Source organism: Variovorax glucosi, from assembly GCF_051216695.1.
Taxonomy (GTDB): domain Bacteria; phylum Pseudomonadota; class Gammaproteobacteria; order Burkholderiales; family Burkholderiaceae_C; genus Variovorax.
This window is the reverse complement of sequence record NZ_JBPJZE010000004.1, coordinates 281,860-301,092: the sequence shown is the minus strand read 5'-3', so window position 1 is coordinate 301,092 and position 19,233 is coordinate 281,860. Positions and strand designations below refer to the sequence as shown.

19 protein-coding genes are annotated in these 19,233 nt (G+C 65.3%); 9 read left to right on the top strand and 10 right to left on the bottom strand.

The features are described 5' to 3' along the window. Positions 1 to 225: 225 nt before the first annotated feature. From ACSFA3_RS19825 to ACSFA3_RS19800, 6 genes are read left to right on the top strand one after another with little or no spacing between them, the layout of a single operon-like run. The gene (locus ACSFA3_RS19825) at positions 226 to 1,770 is read left to right on the top strand and encodes an ABC transporter substrate-binding protein (RefSeq protein ID WP_435507394.1); all 1,545 of its coding nucleotides are present in this window, start codon (positions 226 to 228) and stop codon (positions 1,768 to 1,770) included. 30 nt (positions 1,771 to 1,800) lie between these two features. Next, positions 1,801 to 2,754 (top strand): ABC transporter permease, encoded by a 954-nt coding sequence (locus ACSFA3_RS19820; RefSeq protein ID WP_435507204.1) that lies wholly within the window; start codon positions 1,801 to 1,803, stop codon positions 2,752 to 2,754. 5 nt (positions 2,755 to 2,759) lie between these two features. Next, positions 2,760 to 3,653 (top strand): ABC transporter permease, encoded by an 894-nt coding sequence (locus ACSFA3_RS19815; RefSeq protein WP_435507203.1) that lies wholly within the window; start codon positions 2,760 to 2,762, stop codon positions 3,651 to 3,653. Between the two features lie 5 nt (positions 3,654 to 3,658). After that, the gene (locus ACSFA3_RS19810) at positions 3,659 to 4,696 is read left to right on the top strand and encodes an ABC transporter ATP-binding protein (RefSeq protein ID WP_435507393.1); all 1,038 of its coding nucleotides are present in this window, start codon (positions 3,659 to 3,661) and stop codon (positions 4,694 to 4,696) included. A 28-nt stretch (positions 4,697 to 4,724) separates the two neighbouring features. Next, positions 4,725 to 5,714, top strand: a complete 990-nt coding sequence (locus tag ACSFA3_RS19805; protein ID WP_435507392.1) for an ABC transporter ATP-binding protein — start codon at positions 4,725 to 4,727, stop codon at positions 5,712 to 5,714. 18 nt (positions 5,715 to 5,732) lie between these two features. After that, positions 5,733 to 6,914, top strand: a complete 1,182-nt coding sequence (locus tag ACSFA3_RS19800) for an amidase (protein ID WP_435507202.1) — start codon at positions 5,733 to 5,735, stop codon at positions 6,912 to 6,914. Between the two features lie 14 nt (positions 6,915 to 6,928). Here ACSFA3_RS19800 and ACSFA3_RS19795 read toward each other — a convergent pair whose 3' ends face one another. The 4 genes from ACSFA3_RS19795 to ACSFA3_RS19780 form a co-directional block, all read right to left on the bottom strand. After that, complete coding sequence (locus tag ACSFA3_RS19795; RefSeq protein ID WP_435507201.1) at positions 6,929 to 7,453, bottom strand: ureidoglycolate lyase; 525 nt, start codon at positions 7,451 to 7,453, stop codon at positions 6,929 to 6,931. Further along, positions 7,450 to 8,727, bottom strand: coding sequence for a Zn-dependent hydrolase (locus ACSFA3_RS19790; RefSeq protein ID WP_435507200.1), 1,278 nt, complete (start codon positions 8,725 to 8,727; stop codon positions 7,450 to 7,452). Before ACSFA3_RS19790 ends, ACSFA3_RS19795 begins: the two co-directional genes overlap by 4 nt. Positions 8,728 to 8,793: 66 nt before the next feature. Beyond that, positions 8,794 to 9,810: a Bug family tripartite tricarboxylate transporter substrate binding protein gene (locus tag ACSFA3_RS19785; RefSeq protein WP_435507199.1), complete on the bottom strand. Its 1,017-nt coding sequence runs from the start codon at positions 9,808 to 9,810 to the stop codon at positions 8,794 to 8,796. A gap of 56 nt (positions 9,811 to 9,866) precedes the next feature. Further along, positions 9,867 to 11,045 carry a M20 family metallopeptidase gene (locus tag ACSFA3_RS19780; protein WP_435507198.1) on the bottom strand — a complete coding sequence of 393 codons (1,179 nt, stop codon included), beginning with the start codon at positions 11,043 to 11,045 and terminating at the stop codon, positions 9,867 to 9,869. A 61-nt stretch (positions 11,046 to 11,106) separates the two neighbouring features. Between ACSFA3_RS19780 and ACSFA3_RS19775 the strand changes: the two genes are divergently transcribed. From ACSFA3_RS19775 to ACSFA3_RS19765, 3 genes are all read left to right on the top strand, one after another. Then, positions 11,107 to 12,021: a MurR/RpiR family transcriptional regulator gene (locus ACSFA3_RS19775; RefSeq protein WP_435507197.1), complete on the top strand. Its 915-nt coding sequence runs from the start codon at positions 11,107 to 11,109 to the stop codon at positions 12,019 to 12,021. Positions 12,022 to 12,113: 92 nt separating this feature from the next. After that, on the top strand, positions 12,114 to 12,458 hold the full coding sequence (locus ACSFA3_RS19770) for an XRE family transcriptional regulator (protein ID WP_435507196.1): 345 nt from the start codon (positions 12,114 to 12,116) through the stop codon (positions 12,456 to 12,458). 1 nt (position 12,459) lies between these two features. Further along, on the top strand, positions 12,460 to 13,776 hold the full coding sequence (locus ACSFA3_RS19765; protein WP_435507195.1) for a type II toxin-antitoxin system HipA family toxin: 1,317 nt from the start codon (positions 12,460 to 12,462) through the stop codon (positions 13,774 to 13,776). A gap of 45 nt (positions 13,777 to 13,821) precedes the next feature. Here the strand turns inward: ACSFA3_RS19765 and ACSFA3_RS19760 are convergent, their stop codons facing one another. The 6 genes from ACSFA3_RS19760 to ACSFA3_RS19735 all read right to left on the bottom strand — a co-directional run bounded on the left by ACSFA3_RS19760 (position 13,822) and on the right by ACSFA3_RS19735 (position 19,216). Further along, positions 13,822 to 14,559, bottom strand: coding sequence for an amino acid ABC transporter ATP-binding protein (locus ACSFA3_RS19760; RefSeq protein WP_435507194.1), 738 nt, complete (start codon positions 14,557 to 14,559; stop codon positions 13,822 to 13,824). 24 nt (positions 14,560 to 14,583) lie between these two features. Continuing rightward, the gene (locus ACSFA3_RS19755; RefSeq protein ID WP_435507193.1) at positions 14,584 to 15,252 is read right to left on the bottom strand and encodes an amino acid ABC transporter permease; all 669 of its coding nucleotides are present in this window, start codon (positions 15,250 to 15,252) and stop codon (positions 14,584 to 14,586) included. Between the two features lies 1 nt (position 15,253). Then, positions 15,254 to 15,985 carry an amino acid ABC transporter permease gene (locus ACSFA3_RS19750; RefSeq protein WP_435507192.1) on the bottom strand — a complete coding sequence of 244 codons (732 nt, stop codon included), beginning with the start codon at positions 15,983 to 15,985 and terminating at the stop codon, positions 15,254 to 15,256. A gap of 100 nt (positions 15,986 to 16,085) precedes the next feature. Then, the gene (locus ACSFA3_RS19745) at positions 16,086 to 16,982 is read right to left on the bottom strand and encodes a transporter substrate-binding domain-containing protein (protein ID WP_435507191.1); all 897 of its coding nucleotides are present in this window, start codon (positions 16,980 to 16,982) and stop codon (positions 16,086 to 16,088) included. A gap of 288 nt (positions 16,983 to 17,270) precedes the next feature. Then, positions 17,271 to 18,263, bottom strand: coding sequence for a LysR substrate-binding domain-containing protein (locus ACSFA3_RS19740; protein WP_435507190.1), 993 nt, complete (start codon positions 18,261 to 18,263; stop codon positions 17,271 to 17,273). Between the two features lie 14 nt (positions 18,264 to 18,277). Beyond that, complete coding sequence (locus ACSFA3_RS19735; RefSeq protein ID WP_435507189.1) at positions 18,278 to 19,216, bottom strand: 2-hydroxyacid dehydrogenase; 939 nt, start codon at positions 19,214 to 19,216, stop codon at positions 18,278 to 18,280. Between the last annotated feature and the right edge of the window lie 17 nt (positions 19,217 to 19,233).

The following is a 19,233-nucleotide window of genomic DNA, read 5'->3' as shown; positions in this document are numbered from 1 at the left end:
TATTGACGATCTTCAAGAACGGGAGGATTGGCACAGCATTTGCTTGACGAAGCATTGCGCTTTCAGACTTCGCCAACCATCTCCCTTCGAGGCTGCCCCATGAATTCGATTTCGTCGCCCCGCCCCAACCGCCAGATCTGGACCGGGGCCATCGCCGCAGTCACCGCTGCCGCTGCCCTCGCCTGCGGCACCGCCTCGGCACAGGAAAAGACGCTGCGCATCGCGATGACCGCCGCCGACATCCCGCGCACGCTGGGCCAGCCCGACCAGGGTTTCGAAGGCAACCGCTTCACCGGCATCCCGATCTACGACTCGCTCACGCAGTGGGACCTGTCGAAAGCCGATGCACCGAGCGTGCTGATTCCCGGCCTTTCGACCTCGTGGGCGGTCGACGCCAAGGAAAAGACCAAGTGGGTCTTCAAGCTGCGCCCCGGCGTGAAGTTCCATGACGGCTCGGCCCTGAATGCCGACGCCGTGGTCTGGAACGTCAACAAGGTGCTAGACAAGGAAGCGCCGCAATTCGACGCCAGCCAGGTCGGCGTGACGGCCTCGCGCATGCCCACGCTGCGCAGCGCCCGGAAGATCGACGACATGACGGTCGAGCTGACCACGAGCGAGCCAGATGCGTTTCTGCCGATCAACCTGACCAATCTGTTCATGGCTTCGCCGGCGCAGTGGCAGAAGAAGTTCGACGCCGTCGCGGGCGCGACGCCGGCCGACAAGTCGAAGGCCGCCTGGACAGCCTTCGCTTCCGATCCGTCCGGCTCCGGTCCGTTCAAGGTGACGCGCTTCGTGCCGCGCGAGCGCCTCGAACTCGCAGCCAACAAGACCTACTGGGACGCCAAGCGCACGCCGAAGATCGACAAGGTCGTGATGCTGCCGATGCCCGAGGCCAACGCGCGCACCGCCGCGCTGCTCGGCGGTCAGGTCGACTGGATCGAGGCGCCTGCACCCGATGCGATGCCGCAGATCACGCAGCGCGGCTTCAAGATCTATTCGAACGCGCAGCCACATGTGTGGCCGTGGCAACTGTCCTTCGTCGAAGGCTCGCCGTGGCTCGACAAGCGCGTGCGCCAGGCGGCCAATCTCTGCATCGACCGCGGCGGCATGAAGCAGCTGCTCGGCGGCATGATGGCCGAACCCAAGGGCACCGTGCCGCCCGGCCATCCGTGGTTCGGCAAGCCGACCTTCGACATCAAGTACGACGTGAAGGCCGCGCAGGCGCTGATGACGCAGGCCGGCTATTCGGCGGCCAAGCCGATCAAGGTGAAGGTGCAGATTTCGGCTTCGGGCTCCGGCCAGATGCAGCCGCTGCCGATGAACGAATTCGCGCAGCAGTCGTTGAAGCAATGCTTCTTCGACGTGCAGTTCGACGTCATCGAATGGAACACGCTGTTCACCAACTGGCGCAAGGGCGCGAAAGATCCGTCGGCCAACGGCGCGAACGCCACCAACGTGAGCTTCGCGGCGATGGACCCGTTCTTCGCGATGGTCCGCTTCGTCAGCACCAAGGCGTTCCCGCCGGTGTCGAACAACTGGGGCTACTACGGCAATGCCGAAGTCGACAAGCTGGTCGCCGATGCGCGCACCAGCTTCGACGACAAGCAGCGCGATGCGGCACTGGCCAAGCTGCACGAGCACATCGTCGATGACGCACCGTTCGTGTGGATCGCGCACGACGTGGGTCCGCGTGCGATGTCGGCGAAGGTGAAGAACGTGGTGCAGCCCAAGAGCTGGTTCATCGATATCGCGACGATGACCATGGACTGACCGAGGACAAGGCAAGCCGCAAGCCAGCCCATGTTCGCCTACCTCTTCCGCCGCGTGATCTACGCGCTGCCGATCATGATCGGCGTGGCGCTCGTGTGCTTCCTGCTGGTGCATCTCGCGCCAGGCGACCCGCTGGTGTCGATCCTGCCGCCCGACGCGTCGGCAGAACTTCAGGCGCAATTGCGCGAGCTGTACGGCTTCAACCGCTCATTGCCGGAGCAGTTCGCGATGTGGGTCTGGCGCGCGCTGCACGGCGACCTGGGCGTGTCGATCGCCAGCAACCGGCCGGTGGCAAGCGAGGTGATGACGGCCGTCGGCAACACGCTGCGTCTCGCTGTGGTCGCGACCTTCATCGGCTTCGTGCTGGGCTGCCTCTTCGGCTTCGTGGCGGGCTACTTCCGCAACTCCTGGCTCGATCGTTCGGCATCGATGCTGTCGGTGCTCGGCGTGAGCGTGCCGCATTACTGGCTCGGGATGGTGATGGTCATCGTGTTCAGCTCGCAGCTGATGTGGCTGCCCGCCACCGGCGCCGGGCCGGGCGGGTCGAGCGACTGGAAGTGGGACTGGGAACATCTGCAATTCCTGGTGCTGCCCGCGATCACGATGTCCGTCATACCGATGGGCATCATCGCGCGCACGGTGCGGGCGCTGGTGGCCGACATCCTCGACCAGGAATTCATCGTCGGCCTGCGCGCCAAGGGGCTGACGCACTTCGGCGTGTTCCGCCACATGGTGAAAAACGCAGCGCCGACCGCGCTCGCCGTGATGGGTCTGCAACTCGGCTATCTACTGGGCGGTTCGATCCTGATCGAGACCGTGTTCTCCTGGCCCGGCACCGGCTTCCTGCTGAACTCCGCGATCTTCCAGCGCGACCTGCCGCTGCTGCAGGGAACGATCCTGGTGCTGGCGATGTTCTTCGTGGTGCTGAACCTGCTGGTCGACGTGCTGCAGACGCTGCTCGACCCAAGAATCGCGAGGGCCTGAAACCAATGTCCACACTCACTGCAACGCAAGCCGACATCGCACCGCTGCCCGCGCAGCGTTCGCGCGGCTACTGGACCTCGGCAATGCTGCGCTTCACGCGCGATCCGGTCGCGATGGGCGCGGCGCTCGTCGTGCTGCTGCTGATCTGCATCGCCGTCTTCGGGCCGTGGCTCGCACCGTCCGATCCGTACCAGTCGTCGATGCTCAAACGCCTGAAACCGATCGGCACCGAAGGCCTGCCGCTGGGCAGCGACGAGCTGGGCCGCGACATGCTGTCGCGCCTGATCGTCGGCGCGCGGCTGTCGCTTTTCATCGGCATCACGCCGGTGGTCTGCGCGTTCATGCTGGGTTCGGTGATCGGCATCGTGGCCGGTTATGCGGGCGGCATCGTCAACACGCTGATCATGCGGACCATCGACGTGTTCTATGCGTTCCCGTCGGTCCTGCTGGCCATCGCGCTCTCGGGCGTGCTGGGCGCGGGCATCTTCAATTCGCTGATCTCGCTGACCATCGTCTTCATTCCGCAGATCGCGCGGGTGGCCGAGAGCGTGACCACGCAGGTGCGCGGGCGCGACTACGTTGAAGCGGCACGCGCGTCGGGCGCGAACGCCTTCACCATCGTGCGGGTGCATGTGCTGGGGAACGTGCTCGGGCCGATCTTCGTCTACGCGACGAGCCTGATCGCGGTGTCAATGATCCTGGCATCGGGCCTTTCGTTTCTCGGTCTCGGCGTGAAGCCGCCGGAGCCGGAGTGGGGCCTGATGCTCAACACGTTGCGCACCGCCATCTACGTGCAGCCGTGGGTCGCGGCGCTGCCGGGGCTGATGATCTTCATCACCTCGATCACCTTCAACCTGCTGTCGGACGGCCTGCGTTCGGCGATGGACAACAAGGCATGAGCGCCATGAGCCTGCACGAAGACATCGGCGGCCCGGCGCAACCGTTGCTCACCATCCGCGGACTGCAGAAGCACTTCCCGCTCAAGAAAGACCCGTTCGGTCGCGGCGGCGGCGTGGTGCGCGCGGTCGACGGCGTCGACTTCGAGGTGATGAAGGGCGAGACGCTCGGCGTGGTCGGCGAATCGGGCTGCGGCAAGTCGACGACGGCGCGGCTGCTGATGCAGCTGATCGAGCCAACGGCCGGCGAAGTCGTGTTTGACGGCCGGCTGGTCGGCGGGCGTGAGTTGCCGCTGAAGGAATTCCGGCGCCAGGTGCAGATGGTGTTCCAGGACAGCTACGCCTCGCTCAACCCGCGTCTGACCATCGAGGATTCGGTGGCGTTCGGGCCGCAGGTGCACGGCGTGCCGAAGAAGGAATCGGTGGCCCGCGCACGCGACCTGCTGGCGCGCGTCGGTCTCGCGCCGCAGCGGTTCGCGGAGCGCTACCCGCATGAGCTTTCCGGCGGCCAGCGGCAGCGCGTCAACATCGCGCGTGCGCTCGCGCTGCAGCCGCGCATGGTGATCCTCGACGAGGCGGTGTCGGCGCTGGACAAGTCGGTCGAGGCGCAGGTCATCAACCTGCTGCTCGACCTGAAAAGCGAGTTCGGCCTGACCTACGTTTTCATCAGCCACGACCTGAACGTGGTGCGCTACATGAGCGACCGCGTGATGGTGATGTACCTAGGCCAGGTCGCGGAGATCGGCCCTTCTGACGCGCTGTACGACGACCCCGCGCATCCGTACACGCGCGCGCTGCTGTCGTCGATGCCGTCGATGGACCCGGACAACCGCACCGAAGTCGCCGCACTGGCGGGCGACCCGCCGAACCCGATCGATCCGCCGTCGGGCTGCCGATTCCATCCGCGCTGCGCGATGGCCGCGCCGGTATGCAGCCAGCGCGTGCCGGCACGCGTGGTGGCTGGCGCGAAGCAGGCGGTGAGCTGCCTGATGTACGAGGCGGGGAGCGGGCATCCGAATGCCATCGCTCTGAGGGAAGCGGCCTGACATGACAACGATGAATCCATCCGAACCGATGGTCTCCCTGCGCGACCTCAGCGTCACCTTCACCGGCGGCCGCAAGCCGGTCCACGCGGTCAGCGGCGTGAGCCTCGACGTGCAGCGCGGCGAGGTCGTAGCGCTGATCGGCGAATCGGGCTCCGGCAAGAGCGTGACGATGCGCACCATGCTTCGCCTGCATCCCGAGCGCCGCACGCGCATGGGCGGCCAGGTGCGTGTGGCGGGGCGCGATGTGCTGGCGATGTCGCAGGGCGAACTGTCGGACTTTCGCGGCAAGGTCGCGTCGATGATTTTTCAGGAGCCGCTGCTGGCGCTGGACCCGGTGTATTCGGTCGGCGCGCAGATCGTCGAGTCGATTCGTCGCCATGAGAAGGTGTCGGCCGCAGAAGCGCAGAAGCGCGCGCTCGAACTGTTCGAGCGCGTGCGCATTCCGAGTCCCGAACGTCGGCTGCAGGCCTATCCGCACGAGATGTCCGGCGGCATGCGCCAGCGCGCCATGATCGCGCTGGCCCTCGCCTGCCGTCCGCAATTGCTGCTGGCCGACGAGCCGACCACCGCGCTCGACGCCACCGTGCAGATCCAGATCCTGCTGCTGCTGCGCGAACTGCAGCGCGATCTCGGGCTGTCGGTGGTGTTCGTCACGCACGACATCGGCGCGGCGGTCGAAGTGGCCGACCGCATCGCCGTGATGTATGCGGGCCGCATCGTCGAGGAAGGCACCGCGCGCGAGCTGATCCGCTCGCCGCGCCATCCGTACACCATCGCCCTGCTCAAGAGCCGGGCGCACGGCGCGATGGCGCGCGGTACGCGGCTGGAAACCATCGGCGGCGCACCGCCCGACCTGTCGGCCCTGCCGCCGGGCTGCGCATTCGCCGAACGTTGCGTGCTCGCGACCGACGCCTGCCGCGCAGCGCAACCACCGGCCATCGAACTCGCGCCGGCGCATCGCGTGCGCTGCATCCGCACCGATGCGGCCGCGGCCATTGCGCCGGTTCTCGTCGCCTGAACCCACACGCTTCACACCATGCCGCTCGACGACCCGTCCCACGCCTTCGTTCCATATCCCGACGTGCACGTAACCTGCGCCTCGACCGGCCCGCTCGCCGGCCTGCGCTTCGGCGTGAAGGACCTGTTCGACGTCGCCGGCTATCCGACCGGCGGCGGCAGCCCGATCGTGCTGGCGATGTCCGGCATCAAGACCCGTACTGCGCCTGCCGTGCAGCAACTGCTCGATGCCGGCGCGCGCTTCTCCGGCAAGACCGTGACCGACGAACTCGCGTTCTCGATGAACGGCAACAACGCGCACTTCGGCGCGCCGATCAACGGCGCTGCGAAGGACCGCATCACCGGCGGTTCGTCGTCAGGCTCCGCATCGGCGGTGTCCTCGGGCCAGTGCGACTTCGCGCTCGGCAGCGACACCGGCGGCTCGGTGCGCGCGCCGGCCAACCACTGCGGCCTCTTCGGCCTGCGCCCGACGCACGGACGCATCAGCCTCGACGGCGTGCTCGACCTCTCGCCGAGCCTCGACACCTGCGGCTGGTTCGCGCGCGACATCGGCACGTTTGCCCGCGTGGCGGATGTGCTGCTCGGCAACGACGCCCATCCGCTGCCAGACAAGGTTCGCCTGCTCTGGCCGCAGGACATCTGGGCCATGCTCGATGCGCCGGTCACCGAAGCATTGCAGCCGACAGCGGCGCGCGTGCAGTCGGTGTTCGGCGATGCGACACCTGTCGCGCAGATCGCGCTGGACTCGTGGGATGCGATGTATTGGAACTTCCGCTATATCCAGTCGCGAGAAGCCTGGCTCACCGACGGTCCGCTGATAGAGCGCTACGCGCCGCCGCTCGGCCCCGGCGTGGCGGAACGCTTTGCGTGGTCGCGCGAAGTGACGGATGAACAGGTCTCGACCGCCCGCGCATTCCGCGAGCGCTTCCGAAAGCAACTCGCCGAACTGCTCGGCGACGACGGCGTGCTGCTGATGCCGACGATGCCGGACATCGCTCCGCTGCGCTCGGCCGCCGAGAGCACGCTGGAGGACTACCGCAACAAGTCGGTCCGCATGCTGTGCGCGGCAGGGCTTGCGGGATTTCCGCAGCTGTCGATACCGATGGCGCAGCGCGAAGGCGCGCCGCTGGGGATTTCGCTGCTCGGGCCGTCAGGATCAGACCGGTCGCTGGTGGCGATGGCGGAACGCCTCCTGAACTGACGGACGCCCGGCCCTCAGTCCGGCATGGCGACTGAGACGTGCTCGGACAGGCTCGCAATATCGCAGTCGACGCATTCGCCCACTCGTTCCACCACCACGAAATCGCCGCCGTCCACGGCCAGCAACGCGTGATGCCATGTGCCGGGCGCCAGCACGATGCCCTGGCGGCCATCGGTGACGAAAGCCGCCAGCGATTGCGCCGTCGGCGCTGCACCGGCCGGCGCGACGACGATCACGAAGCGCTGTGTGCCGAGCGGCACGAAGGTCTGGCTGCCCAGCACATGCCGCTCCACCTCGACGACCTCGTGCGGGAACCGGCGCGCCTGCGCACGGAACATCGCCAGCGTGGCGCGGCCGCCCTGTGTGCCGAGTCGCAGATCGTCGAGCAGGTCGAATCGCTCGGTCGTACCGGCATTGATGCGCCGGCCCGTGCCGTCGACGGCACTCGCCCGACCCGCGACGGTGCCGTAGGGCGCGAAGGTTTCCGGCGTGAGCGGAGAAGCCGTCAGCCGCCGCAGGTACGAAGCTTCTGCGCTCACGCAGCGATTCCGGCCCGGTCCAGCATCGCGTGCAGCAGCACGTTGCAACCCGCAGCCAGATGCGCCGGCTTCGCGTCCTCTATCTCGTTGTGCGAGATGCCGTCCTTGCAGGGAACGAAGATCATCGCGGCCGGCGCGACGCGGGCGACGTAGACGGCATCGTGGCCGGCGCCGCTGACGATGTCCTGGTGCGGCAGCCCCGCACGCTCGGCGCCTTCGCGCACGGCACGGACCAACTCCTCCGCGAAGATGGCCGGCGGGAAGTAGACGGTCTGCTCGATCGTCACGCTCACGCCGCCCTTCGCCTGCAGCGCAGCACATGCAGCGCGAATGCGCGCATCCATGCGGTCGAGGCCGGCATCGTCGCCGTGACGCAAATCCACCGTGAAGGTGACGCGGCCCGGAATCACGTTGCGTGAATTCGGATGCACCTGCACGTAGCCGACGGTGCCGCGACCGTTCGGCTGCTCCTCCATCGCGATGATCTGCACTTCCTGCATCAGCGTCGTTGCCGCCTGCAGCGCGTCGCGGCGCAGCGCCATCGGCGTCGGGCCGGCGTGCGCTTCCTGCCCGGTGACGACGACGTCGTACCAGCGCTGGCCGAGCGCGCCGGTGACGACGCCGAGCGGAATGTCGGCATCTTCCAGCACCGGGCCCTGTTCGATGTGCGCCTCGAAATAGGCGCCGAACGGTGGCGCGCCGGCCGCGATGGACGCTGGCTCAGCGCCCGCGAATCCGGTCTCCTGCAACGCATGCGCGACCGAGATGCCGTCGCGGTCGACGGCGGCAAGCGCATGGTCGAGTGTGAAGGCACCGGCATACACGCCGGAGCCCATCATCACCGGCACGAAACGCGAGCCTTCTTCATTCGTCCAGACGCAGACTTCGAGCGGCGCGACGGTGCGGATGCCGGCATCATTCAGCGTGCGCAGCACTTCGAGACCGGCGAGCACGCCGTAGTTGCCGTCGAACTTGCCGCCGGTGGGCTGGGTGTCGATGTGGCTGCCGGTCGCGATGGCCGGCAGGCTCGCGTCGGTGCAGGGACGGCTCGCGAAGATGTTGCCGATGGCGTCGACGCGTACCGTGCAGCCGGCTTCTTCAGTCCAGCGCACGAAGAGTTCGCGGCCCTGGCGGTCGAGGTCGGTCAGGGCCAGACGGCAGACGCCGCCCTTCTCTGTCGCGCCGATGGCGGCGAGTTCCATCAGCGAGGCCCAGAGGCGATCCGGATCGATGGAGAGCTGGGCTGAGGCAGGGGAAAGCACGGTGGAGTTCATGACTCAACCGCAGCAGAAACCGTGCCCGTGGCCGCCTTTCCCCGCTTCTCTCCACCCTTCTCCGTCTTATTCAGCCTTGATCCCGGCGCGGCGCACCACTTCTCCGTAGCTCGCGAGCCGGTCGGACATCATCTTCTCGAAAGCGACCGGCGGCAGCTCTTCCGGTGGAATCACGCCGCGGTCGTTCAGCGCAGCGATCATGGCCGGCGTCACTGCCGCTTCGCGCACGGCGTTGTAGATCGCGCGGACCACCGGCTCGGGGGTACCGACGGGTGCGGCAAGGCCGGTCCACGAGGTGATGTTGAGCTGCGGGTAGCCAACTTCGGCGAAGGTCGGCACATCCGGCAGTTGCGGCATGCGCTTGTCGGCGGTTACCGCCAGCGCACGCATCTTTCCGGACTGGATGTGCGGCAGCATGATGAGCAGGTTGTCGAGGATGAACTGCACCTCGTTGCCCACCACGGCCGTGATCAGCGGCGAGCCACCACGGTACGGGATGTGCGTGGTGAAGATGCCGGTCGCGGCCTTGAGCATCTCGACATTCAGCTGGCCCATGCTGCCGACACCGCCGCTGCCGTAGTTGAGCTTGCCGGGGTTCTTCTTCGCGTACTCGACAAACTCCTTGAAGGTCTTGATCGGCAGGCTCGAATGCACCACCAGCACGTTCGGCTGGCGGCCGAGGATCGTGATGTTCTCGAAGTCCTTGATCGGGTCGTAGCCGAGCTTGGGCTGCGTCAGCGGGTTGGCCAGATGGCTGCTCTGCGACGAAACGACCAGCGTGTAGCCATCCGGCTTGGCGCGCGCCACCAGTTGCGAGGCGACCGAGCCGCCAGCACCCGGACGGTTGTCGATGATGACCGGCACGCCCAGGATGCGCGACATCGGCTCCGAGTACGTGCGTGCCATCAGATCGACCGAGCCGCCTGCCGGGAACGGCACTATCAGCGTGATCGGGCGCGACGGGAACTTGTCTTGCGCGTGAACGCCGAGCGGTGCGGCCAGCATGCCGGCGCCGAGCGACAGACCGGCGCCCAGAAGGCTGCGGCGATGGATCTTGCGGGGAAGGATCGAAGAAGAGGACATGGTGGTTTGAAGGCTGAAGGCTCGATTGAAAAAACGGATGCGTGGCGACGTTCGACTTATTCCAGGTCGAGCAGTGCCAAAGCCAATGCCTGGGCCCGCGGCACGAAGGTGTCGAGCTCGCAGTACTCGCGGTCGGTGTGCGGATGGCCGCCGACCGGACCGGTGGCACACAGCGTCGGCACGCCGACCGATGCGGTGAGGCCGCTGTCGGCTGCGCCGCCGGTGAACTCGCCCTGCACGTCGAAGCCGACCGCCTGCGCGCTGCGGCGATACAGCGCCAGCAGCGGTGCGGGCGTCTCGCGCATCGGCAGCGTGCGGCGCGCGGCGGTCACGCGACCGGCGGTGCGCGGCAGGTCTTCCGCCTCGATGACGGCGCGCACGCGCGCCAGCAATTCGTCGGGATCGAGCGCTGCCGTGTAGCGGATGTCGACCTCGGCGCGGGCCAGCGGCGCGACCATGTTCGGCACGATGCCGCCGCCGATCACGCCGACGTTGACCGTCAGGCCGGTGGCTGGATCGTTCAGCGCATGCAGCGCCAGGATCTTGCGGGCCAGCGCATCGATGGCGCTGGCACCGGCGGCGGGATTGATGCCCGCGTGGGCGGCGACGCCGTCGACCTCGAACTCCACCACCATCGAGCCCTTGCGACTGGTCACGACATTGCCGTTCGAACGACCGGGCTCGGCATTGAACACGGCGCGGGCGCCACGAGTGACTTCCATGATGCGTTCGCGTGTGGCGGGCGAGCCGATCTCCTCGTCGCAGGAGAACAGCAGCCGCAGCGGTGCGCGCAGTCCGGCCGCAGCACCGGTGCGTGCCAGCGCTTCGGCCACGAACACGTTCAGCACCAGACCCGATTTCATGTCCGCAACGCCCGGTCCGAAAGCGCGATCGCCCTCGATGCGGAACGGCCTGCGCGCCACGGTGCCGGCCGGATAGACCGTGTCCATGTGGCCCATCAGAAACACCGCCGGACCGCCGCCGCCGCCGGGCACCTGTCCTTGCAACATCTGGCCGTAACCATCGACAGGATGGAAATCCACCGCGATACCGGCAGCTTCCAGATGACGACGCAGCACGCCTGCGACGGCTTCGATGCCCTCGACCTGACGGCTTCCGCTGTCGATGTCCACGATTTCCTGCAACAGCGTTTGCATCGACTGACGCTGATCGGCCAGCCAGGCCAGCACGGCGGCGCGCACTGCGCCGGGAGCGATTTCGGGGGTATTCTGCATGGATGAAGTCTCCCACTCTTGCACCGCGCTTGCAATACACATTGCATAAACAACAATAAAAATGACTGATCCGTTGCAATCCAGCCTGTTACCTCAGCGTCTTGCGCGCCACGGCAGCGCCCTCACCGGAAGCGAGCGCGGGCTCGCGCAGACGCTGGTAGAGGGTTGGCCTCATGCCTTGCTCGACTCCGCGACCGCGCTCGCTGTGCGCACGGGCACAAGCGCATCCACCGTGGTGCGGCTGTTCGCCAAGCTCGGCTACGAGAGCTACGCGCAAGCGCAAAAGGAAGCGCGCGACGAGGTCGCCTCGCTGCTGCAGACCGCCGGTCAGCGTGCGCCGGCAGCGCTCGGCACGCAGCGAAGCCTGCGCGAATGCGTGGACGACACGCTGGCCCACGACCAGCGCAATCTCGCCGCAACCCGCGACGGCCTCGACGCCGCCGCTTTCGAAGCGATGGCCACCCGGCTCGCGCGGCCCGAGGGTCGCGTCTTCGTCTTCGCGCAGCTCAACAGCGCACCCGTCGCAAGCTGGCTGGCTCTGCACCTCAACATGTGCCGGCCGCAGGTTCAGCAACTCGGCGCCGGCGCAGCGGCCGCTGCCGATGCGCTGCTGTGGATCGGCCCGGACGACGTGCTGCTGGCTTTCAGCATCCGGCGCTATGCGTCGGAGCCTGTACGCATCGCCCAGCGCTTCAGGGATGCAGGCGCGCAGGTTCTGGCGATCGTCGACGGTCCTGCCGCGCCGCTGGCCGCGTTGGCGGACGCATGGGTGCAGGTGCATACCGGCAATGCATCGCCGTTTCGCTCGTACACGGCGGCGTTTTTCCTGTGCAATGCACTGGTGTCGGCGGTGGCACAGCTGCGCCGAGACGAGGTGTCGAGCGCATTGCAGAGACGCGATGCGCTATGGAGCCATTTCGAGGATCAGCTGGCATTGCCGCCTGCGGTTTCGGAACGGTCAACACGACGGCGCTGAACATTCCGATTTCATTGAAATACATATAGATGTATACGAGAATGATATTTCCGTTGTAATCTATGTGTATGCCGAAAACCGCTCGCGCCCTTATGCAACTTCCACCAGCGACTGCTGCCGCTATAGGAAAGCTCGGTGCCGACCTGGCTGTCGCCCGCTTGCGCCGCAAGGAATCGCTGAAGTCATGGGCGAAGCGCATGGGCGTCTCGGTGCCGACATTGCAGCGGCTCGAAGCGGGCGACCCGGGTGTCGGCATCGGCATCGTCGCAACGGCGCTTTGGCTCATCCAGCGCGACGGTGAAATAGGCGACCTCGCCGCACCTGAGCACGATCAGGGGGCCATCGAAATGAACGTCCGCGAGGCAGTCGAACTAGGTCGCGCGCGCGCCCGAGCCTCTGCGGAAGCCCGGATCGGCTCGAACCGGGCGGAAGACTGAGATGCGCTTCGACGACCTTTTCCTCTGGTATCTGGCCGATCCGAAAACACCGCGCTACGTCGGCGCACTGCAGCTGGTTTCCTCAGGCAAGGGGATCTCGCTTCACTACAGCGAGGATTGGCTGACCAACGGCTTCGCACTCAGCGAAGACCTTCCGCTCGTCGACACCGAGTTCCTGCCACCGGGGCGTCTGACTGCCGACATGCAGCGCGCAGTCGGTGCAATCGACGACGCGCGACCGGATCGCTGGGGCGAAAAAGTCATTCGTTTCGTGGTCAAGCCCAAGCGCCTTTCCCTGATGGAGTACCTGTACTACGCCGGCGACGATCGATTCGGCGCGCTCGGTGTTTCGACATCGGCGGACGCCTACAGTCCGCAAGCTACAGGGCCGCTGCCTCACCTCGAAGATGCGCAGCAGCTCAGCGAAGTGGCTGCCAAGATCGAAGCGTCGGAACCCATCACCGTGCAGGAGGCGAAGATCATTGCGGGCGGCGGCAGTCCGCTCGGCGGCGCGAAGCCCAAGGCGCTCATCGATATCGGCGGCGAGCAGTGGGTCATCAAGTTCTTCAACAACGAGCCCGTCGATACGCCGCTCATCGAGCACGCGACGATGACGCTGGCCGCGCGTGCAGGCATCACGGTGGCCACGACGCAAATCGTCCGCCTCGTCGGTACGCATGCGATCGCGATTCGCCGATTCGATCGCGAACAGGGCCGGCGTATCCACAGCATCTCTGCCGGCACTGCAATTCGTGCGGCCACCGCATCCGGTGGCGAGCCCGAGATGGGTTACCCGGAACTGGCGCGAATTCTTCGTCGGATCGGGATCACCCAGGACGACATCAACCAGCGGGACGCGCGCGAGTTGTTTCGTCGCATGGTTTTCAACGTCCTGATCGACAACACCGACGACCACGAAAAGAATCACGCCCTGCTGGTCGTCAATCCGCTCGGCAACGGCCGACTCAAGCTGTCGCCGGCATACGACGTACTGCCGACGAATTCAGGACAGGGATTTCAGGAATTCATCTGCGGTGCAGACGGCCGGGATTCGACGCTCGACAACGCAATGTCGCAGTGCGATGCGTTCGGAATGACGCCCGCGGAGGCTGCTGCGGAAGTCGTCGCTGTGATCGCCGTGGTGAACACATGGAAAGAACACTTCGCGCAGATCGGGGTTTCGGCGCGCGACATCGAAAGCCTGGCCGAGCGCATTGACGGCGAGGAACTCCTGAACCAGCGCATCGGCTTCGATCAGGCACGGTTCAGATCCGCGCCCGTCAAAGGAAAACGAGAAAGTCCGTTCCGGCGCGCCTGAAGCACGTGATAAGCGTGATAAGCGTGATAAGCGCGATAAGCGCGATCAGTGCTGCAGGATCTTGTTCAGGAATTCCTTGGTCCGCGGCTGGCGGTTCTCGGGATGGCTGAAGAACTCGTCTTTCTGGCAGTCTTCGAGAATGCGGCCGCCCACGTCGATGAAGATCACGCGGCTCGCGACCTTGCGGGCGAAGGCCATTTCGTGCGTCACGACCATCATCGTCATGCCTTCCTTCGCCAGCGTGACCATCACGTCGAGCACTTCGCCGACCATCTCGGGGTCGAGCGCCGAAGTCGGCTCGTCGAACAGCATCACGATCGGGTCCATCGACAGCGCACGGGCGATGGCCACGCGCTGCTGCTGGCCGCCTGAAAGCTGACCCGGAAACTTGTCCTTGTGCGCCATCAGGCCCACGCGGTCGAGCATCTTCAGGCCGCGGGTCTTGGCCTCGGCGGCGCTGCGGCCGAGCACCTTGATCTGCGCGATCGTCAGGTTCTCGGTCACCGAGAGGTGCGGGAACAGCTCGAAGTGCTGGAACACCATGCCGACCTTGGAGCGCAGCTTCGGCAGGTTGGTCTTCGGATCGTGCAGGGCGATGCCGTTCACGGTGATCTCGCCCTTCTGGAAGGGTTCGAGCGCGTTCACGGTCTTGATGAGCGTGGACTTGCCGGAACCCGACGGCCCGCAGACCACGACCACGTCGCCCTTCGAGATGCTGACGGAGCATTCGTTGAGCACCTGGACCGGGCCATACCACTTGGAAACGTTTTTGATTTCGATCATTTTTTCGGACATGTTTCTCTCCGGTCAGCGAATGATGGCGATCTTCTTGTGCAGGCGCTTGACCATGTAGGACAGCGCGTAGCACATGACGAAATAGACGACCGCGGCCAGCAGGTACGCCTCGATCGGGCGTCCATAGTTCTTGCCGGCGGTCTCGATGCCCTTGAGCAGGTCGTAGGCGCCGATGGCATAGACCAGCGAGGTGTCCTGGAACAGGATGATGGTCTGCGTGAGCAGCACCGGCAGCATGTTGCGGAAAGCCTGCGGCAGCACGACCAGCTTCATGTTCTGGCCGTAGGTCATGCCGACCGCCTGGCCGGCATTCACCTGCCCGCGAGGGATCGACTGGATGCCGGCACGCATGATTTCGCTGAAATACGCCGCCTCGAAGGCGATGAAGGTGATCACGGCGGACAACTCCGCCCCGATGGGCCGTCCGATGAAGAACGGCACGAGCAGGAAGAAGCCCAGGATCACCATCACGAGCGGAATGCTGCGCATACCGTTGACGTAGATGGCGGCAGGTGCGTCCAGCCACTTCTTGCCGGACAGGCGCATGAGCGCCAGCACGGTACCGAAAAGTACGCCGCCGATAGTGGCGACGACGGTCAGGATCACGCTGAAGTACAGGCCGTTCAGGACGAACTTGCTGACGACGTCCCAGCTGTAGAACGAAAAGTCGAGATTGGACATGTCAGTGACCTCCGCCGCCGGAGGCTGAAACGATGAAGCCCGGCACACGCGTGCGCTTCTCGATAAAAGCCATGATCCGGTTGATTGTGAAGGCCGAGACCACATACAGCGCCGTTACGCCGAGGAACATCTCGATGGGCCGCGAGGTCTCTTCGCTCGACTGGATGAAGAACATCGTGAGTTCCGACACCGAAACGGCGAAGGCCACCGACGAATTCTTGAAGATGTTCATCGTCTCGCTCGTGAGCGGCGGAATGATGATGCGGTACGCCATCGGCAGGATGACGTAACGGTAATACTGGAACGTGGTGAAACCCACGGCCATGCCCGCATAGCGCTGGCCCTTCGGAAGCGCCTGGATGCCCGAGCGCACCTGCTCGGCGATCCGTGCGGAGGTGAAGAAGCCCAAGGCGAGCACCACCAGCACGAAGCTGGGCACGTCCTTCATGATCGGGATCAGCGCCGGGATGACGTGGTACCAGAGAAAGATCTGGACCAGCAGCGGGATGTTGCGAAACAGCTCGACCCACGCGTTGCCGAGCCGAGTCAGCCACGGGCTGTCGGGCAACGTGCGGATGATGCCGACGAGCGATCCGAGCACGAGGGCCACGATCAGCGCCAGCAACGACACGGACACGGTCCAGCCCCAGGCCGACAGCATCCATTCCCAGTAGGTCGGGTATTTCCCGCCCGGGTCTTGCAAGAAGACCTGCCAATCCCAATTCGATCCCATCGGGCTCTCCTTCGTATCGTCGATTTGTTTTTATTCGCTGCCGGAAAACAAACGCCCGCCGGATGGGGCGGGCGTTTGCTTCATGGCGGCCCCGCGAGAATTATTTCTTCGCGTAGTCTTCCATCGGCTTGTCGTTCGGCGTGGCCCAAGCGGCCTTGGTTGCGTCGGAGAGCGGCAGGCCGATCTTCACGTTGGCTGGCGGGATGGCCTGGATGAACCACTTGTCCCACAGCTTGGCCAGATCGCCATTCTTGATCTGTGCCTTGATGCTGTCGTCGACGGCCTTCTTGAAGGCCGGATCGTCCTTGCGGATCATGATGGCGATAGGTTCAACGCTCAGCACTTCGCCGACCAGCTTGTAGTCGGCAGGTGCCTTGGACTTGGCGATGTTCGAAGCCAGGATCGAGCCGTCCATCACGAAGGCATCTGCGCGGCCGGATTCGAGCAGCAGGAAGCTGTCCGAGTGGTCCTTGCCGTACAGCTCCTTGAAGTCCAGGCCGGTAGCGCGTTCGTTCTTGCGCAGCGTCTGCACCGAGGTGGTGCCGGTCGTCGTGGCAATGGTCTTGCCGGCGAGGTCCTTGATGCCGGTGATGCCGGAGTTGGCCTTGACCGCGATGCGCACTTCCTCGACATAGGTCGTGACGGCGAAGGACACGTCCTTTGCGCGCGTGGCGTTGTTGGTGGTAGAGCCGCATTCCAGATCGACCGTGCCGTTCTGGACGAGCGGCACGCGGTTCTGCGACGTCACCGGCTGGTACTTGGTCTCGAGCTTCTTGCCAAGGGTCTTTTCGAGGTCCTTGATGATGTTCGCGCAGACGTCGTAGTGAAAGCCGGTGTATTGACCGTTGCCCAAGGTATACGACAGGCCCGACGACTCGCGCACGCCTTCTGTAATGACGCCGGAGGCCTTGATCTTGGCCAGCGTGTCATTTGCCTGCGCGAAGGCGCCGCCGACGGCCAATGCCGAGATGGCCAGCGCCAGTACTTGCTTCTTCATAAGGAAAACTCCTGAGTTGAGAGATACACAACGGAATTCTAGACATGGGCTCTTGCGGGAAAACCCGCCCCACCCTGGTGCATTTCGCACCATGTCCTCGATCCCGGTACGCCGACCTGTAAAGGATTGGTGCACCGGATCGAATTCACGTTATCGCAGGTTACTTAGCAGTCTTTGTGCCTGAATGCCTTCGTATGACACCCGCATGAAACTGCGCGGACTTTATGCAAACAAATTCACACGTGCCAATGCCTTATGCGGTTCAAGGCATGCGCCATCGTCATAGTTTTATTGCGGCGGCGGCTGGGTTTCGACAAGGTAATCCCAAAGCGCGTCCACCACCCGCTCGACTGGCGGTGCGATGCGCTCGTCACCGCGCCGACTTCCCGGTGGCCTGGCAGGTGTTTTCGTCGATGGCGGCAATGGCCGCTCCCGATAAGCACGGATTTCCATGGTCGCTTCGAGGCTGTCGATTTCCGGCGGCAGTGCGCTCACCAGCCGTCGCGCCTTCACATCCTTGCGCACAGCGTTTTGCGGCAGGAACGCGATGCCGTGACCTTCGAGCGCCATCGCCTTGAGCCCCTCCGACATGTCGGTTTCGTAGATTCGGTCGAGGTGTATCGCGACTCTCGAATCCTTGATGAGCTGGTCGACGACGCCGCTCAGGTACGCCCCCGGCGCATAGCCCAGGTACGGCAGCGGCTGACCCGGCCGACCAGGCAGACGGTAGCGGGGAGCGCCATCGGAATCCGGCTTGACCCAAGGCGCCACGACCTCGCTGCCCAGACGCACCATCTCGTAGCGGTTGGTGTCTAGCTGCAGCGGCTGCGACGGGTGGTGATAGGCGATCAGCAGGTCGCAGCTTCCCTCGACCAGCCGAAGCACGGCGTCATGCACGTTGAGGGCAATCAGCCGGCTCTTTAGCGGGCCGAAATGCTCGCGCAACTTCGTCGCCCATGCCGGGAAGAATGTGAACGCCAGCGTGTGCGGCACGGCGAACTCGATCACGTCGTGCGACGTCGTCGAATGGCCGCGCAGCATCGCGCGCGTGCTCTGCAACCCCTGCAGCATCTCGATCGCCTGGCCGTAGAGCGTCTGGCCGGCGGCGGTCAGACGCGTCGGATACGAACTGCGGTCAACCAGATCGGTGCCGGCCCAGCCTTCGAGCGCCTGGATGCGGCGCGAGAAAGCCGGCTGCGTCACGTGCCGCAACTGCGCCGACCGGCTGAAACTGCGGGTTTCCGCAAGACTGACGAAGTCTTCGAGCCACTTGGTTTCCATAGCGAACCGCGGCGTCAGACCGGCGACACCGCACCGCGTCCGGCGAAGTGCCCGTCCGCATTCGCGATGAAGCGCATCACCGATGCATGCACCGCCTCCGGAGACCAGCCGGCGACATGCGGCGTCAGCACGACGTTGTCGAGGCCGACGAGCAGTTCGGGCGGTAGCGGCTCGCTTTCGTACACGTCGAGACCGGCGGCAGCCAGCCGCCCTTCGGTCAACGCAGCAGCAAGCGCCGAGGTGTCGACGACGCTGCCGCGCGCGATGTTGACCAGCACGCCGCGCGGCCCGAGCGCATCGATCACCGCGGCATCGACCAGGTGCTTCGTGCCCGCGCCGCCAGGCGTTGCGACGACCAGGAAATCCGCCCATTCGGCCAGCGCCTGCAGGCTCTCGAAATAGCCGAGCGTCACGCCGTCGCGCGGCTTGCGGTTGTGATAGCCGACTTCCATGTCGAAGCCGGCCGCTCGACGGGCGATCTTCTGGCCGATCGTGCCCAGCCCGAGGATGCCGAGCCGCTTGCCCGACACGTTCGGCGGCATCGACAGGCTGTCGCGCCAGACGCCATCGCGGCACAGCCGGTCGAGCTTCACGATGCCTCGCACGGCGGCGATCAGCAGGCCGAATGCATGGTCGGCCACGCAGTCGTCGTTGGTGCCGGAACCGTTCGCGATCACGATGCCGCGCGCCTTGGCCGCGTCATAGGCAATGTTCTCGTAGCCGGCGCCCACCGCGCATACAAGTTCGACGACCGGCATGGCATCGATCTCCGCCGCCGTCAGGCCGGTCGAACCGATGGTAAGCACGGCGCGAAACTGCGCGCCCTGCGCGGCGACAGCTTCGGCGCGCTGCGCCGGCGTGGGCGCGTAGGTGATGTCGAAATTCTCGGCGACGAGCGCGAGATGCGCCTCGGACAGTTTGTGCAGCACGAGGAGCGGAATCTTGCCGGACATGAATGATTTCCTGGGAG

Excerpts from the sequence above, each read along its gene's own strand:
- ACSFA3_RS19825 (WP_435507394.1), top strand. The coding sequence starts at position 226 with ATGACCGCCGCCGACATCCCGCGCACGCTGGGCCAGCCCGACCAGGGT.
- ACSFA3_RS19820 (WP_435507204.1), top strand. The coding sequence starts at position 1,801 with ATGTTCGCCTACCTCTTCCGCCGCGTGATCTACGCGCTGCCGATCATG.
- ACSFA3_RS19815 (WP_435507203.1), top strand. The coding sequence starts at position 2,760 with ATGTCCACACTCACTGCAACGCAAGCCGACATCGCACCGCTGCCCGCG.
- ACSFA3_RS19810 (WP_435507393.1), top strand. The coding sequence starts at position 3,659 with ATGAGCCTGCACGAAGACATCGGCGGCCCGGCGCAACCGTTGCTCACC.
- ACSFA3_RS19805 (WP_435507392.1), top strand. The coding sequence starts at position 4,725 with ATGGTCTCCCTGCGCGACCTCAGCGTCACCTTCACCGGCGGCCGCAAG.
- ACSFA3_RS19800 (WP_435507202.1), top strand. The coding sequence starts at position 5,733 with ATGCCGCTCGACGACCCGTCCCACGCCTTCGTTCCATATCCCGACGTG.
- ACSFA3_RS19790 (WP_435507200.1), bottom strand. The coding sequence starts at position 8,727 with ATGAACTCCACCGTGCTTTCCCCTGCCTCAGCCCAGCTCTCCATCGAT.
- ACSFA3_RS19785 (WP_435507199.1), bottom strand. The coding sequence starts at position 9,810 with ATGTCCTCTTCTTCGATCCTTCCCCGCAAGATCCATCGCCGCAGCCTT.
- ACSFA3_RS19780 (WP_435507198.1), bottom strand. The coding sequence starts at position 11,045 with ATGCAGAATACCCCCGAAATCGCTCCCGGCGCAGTGCGCGCCGCCGTG.
- ACSFA3_RS19775 (WP_435507197.1), top strand. The coding sequence starts at position 11,107 with ATGACTGATCCGTTGCAATCCAGCCTGTTACCTCAGCGTCTTGCGCGC.
- ACSFA3_RS19770 (WP_435507196.1), top strand. The coding sequence starts at position 12,114 with ATGCAACTTCCACCAGCGACTGCTGCCGCTATAGGAAAGCTCGGTGCC.
- ACSFA3_RS19765 (WP_435507195.1), top strand. The coding sequence starts at position 12,460 with ATGCGCTTCGACGACCTTTTCCTCTGGTATCTGGCCGATCCGAAAACA.
- ACSFA3_RS19760 (WP_435507194.1), bottom strand. The coding sequence starts at position 14,559 with ATGATCGAAATCAAAAACGTTTCCAAGTGGTATGGCCCGGTCCAGGTG.
- ACSFA3_RS19755 (WP_435507193.1), bottom strand. The coding sequence starts at position 15,252 with ATGTCCAATCTCGACTTTTCGTTCTACAGCTGGGACGTCGTCAGCAAG.
- ACSFA3_RS19750 (WP_435507192.1), bottom strand. The coding sequence starts at position 15,985 with ATGGGATCGAATTGGGATTGGCAGGTCTTCTTGCAAGACCCGGGCGGG.
- ACSFA3_RS19745 (WP_435507191.1), bottom strand. The coding sequence starts at position 16,982 with ATGAAGAAGCAAGTACTGGCGCTGGCCATCTCGGCATTGGCCGTCGGC.
- ACSFA3_RS19740 (WP_435507190.1), bottom strand. The coding sequence starts at position 18,263 with ATGGAAACCAAGTGGCTCGAAGACTTCGTCAGTCTTGCGGAAACCCGC.
- ACSFA3_RS19735 (WP_435507189.1), bottom strand. The coding sequence starts at position 19,216 with ATGTCCGGCAAGATTCCGCTCCTCGTGCTGCACAAACTGTCCGAGGCG.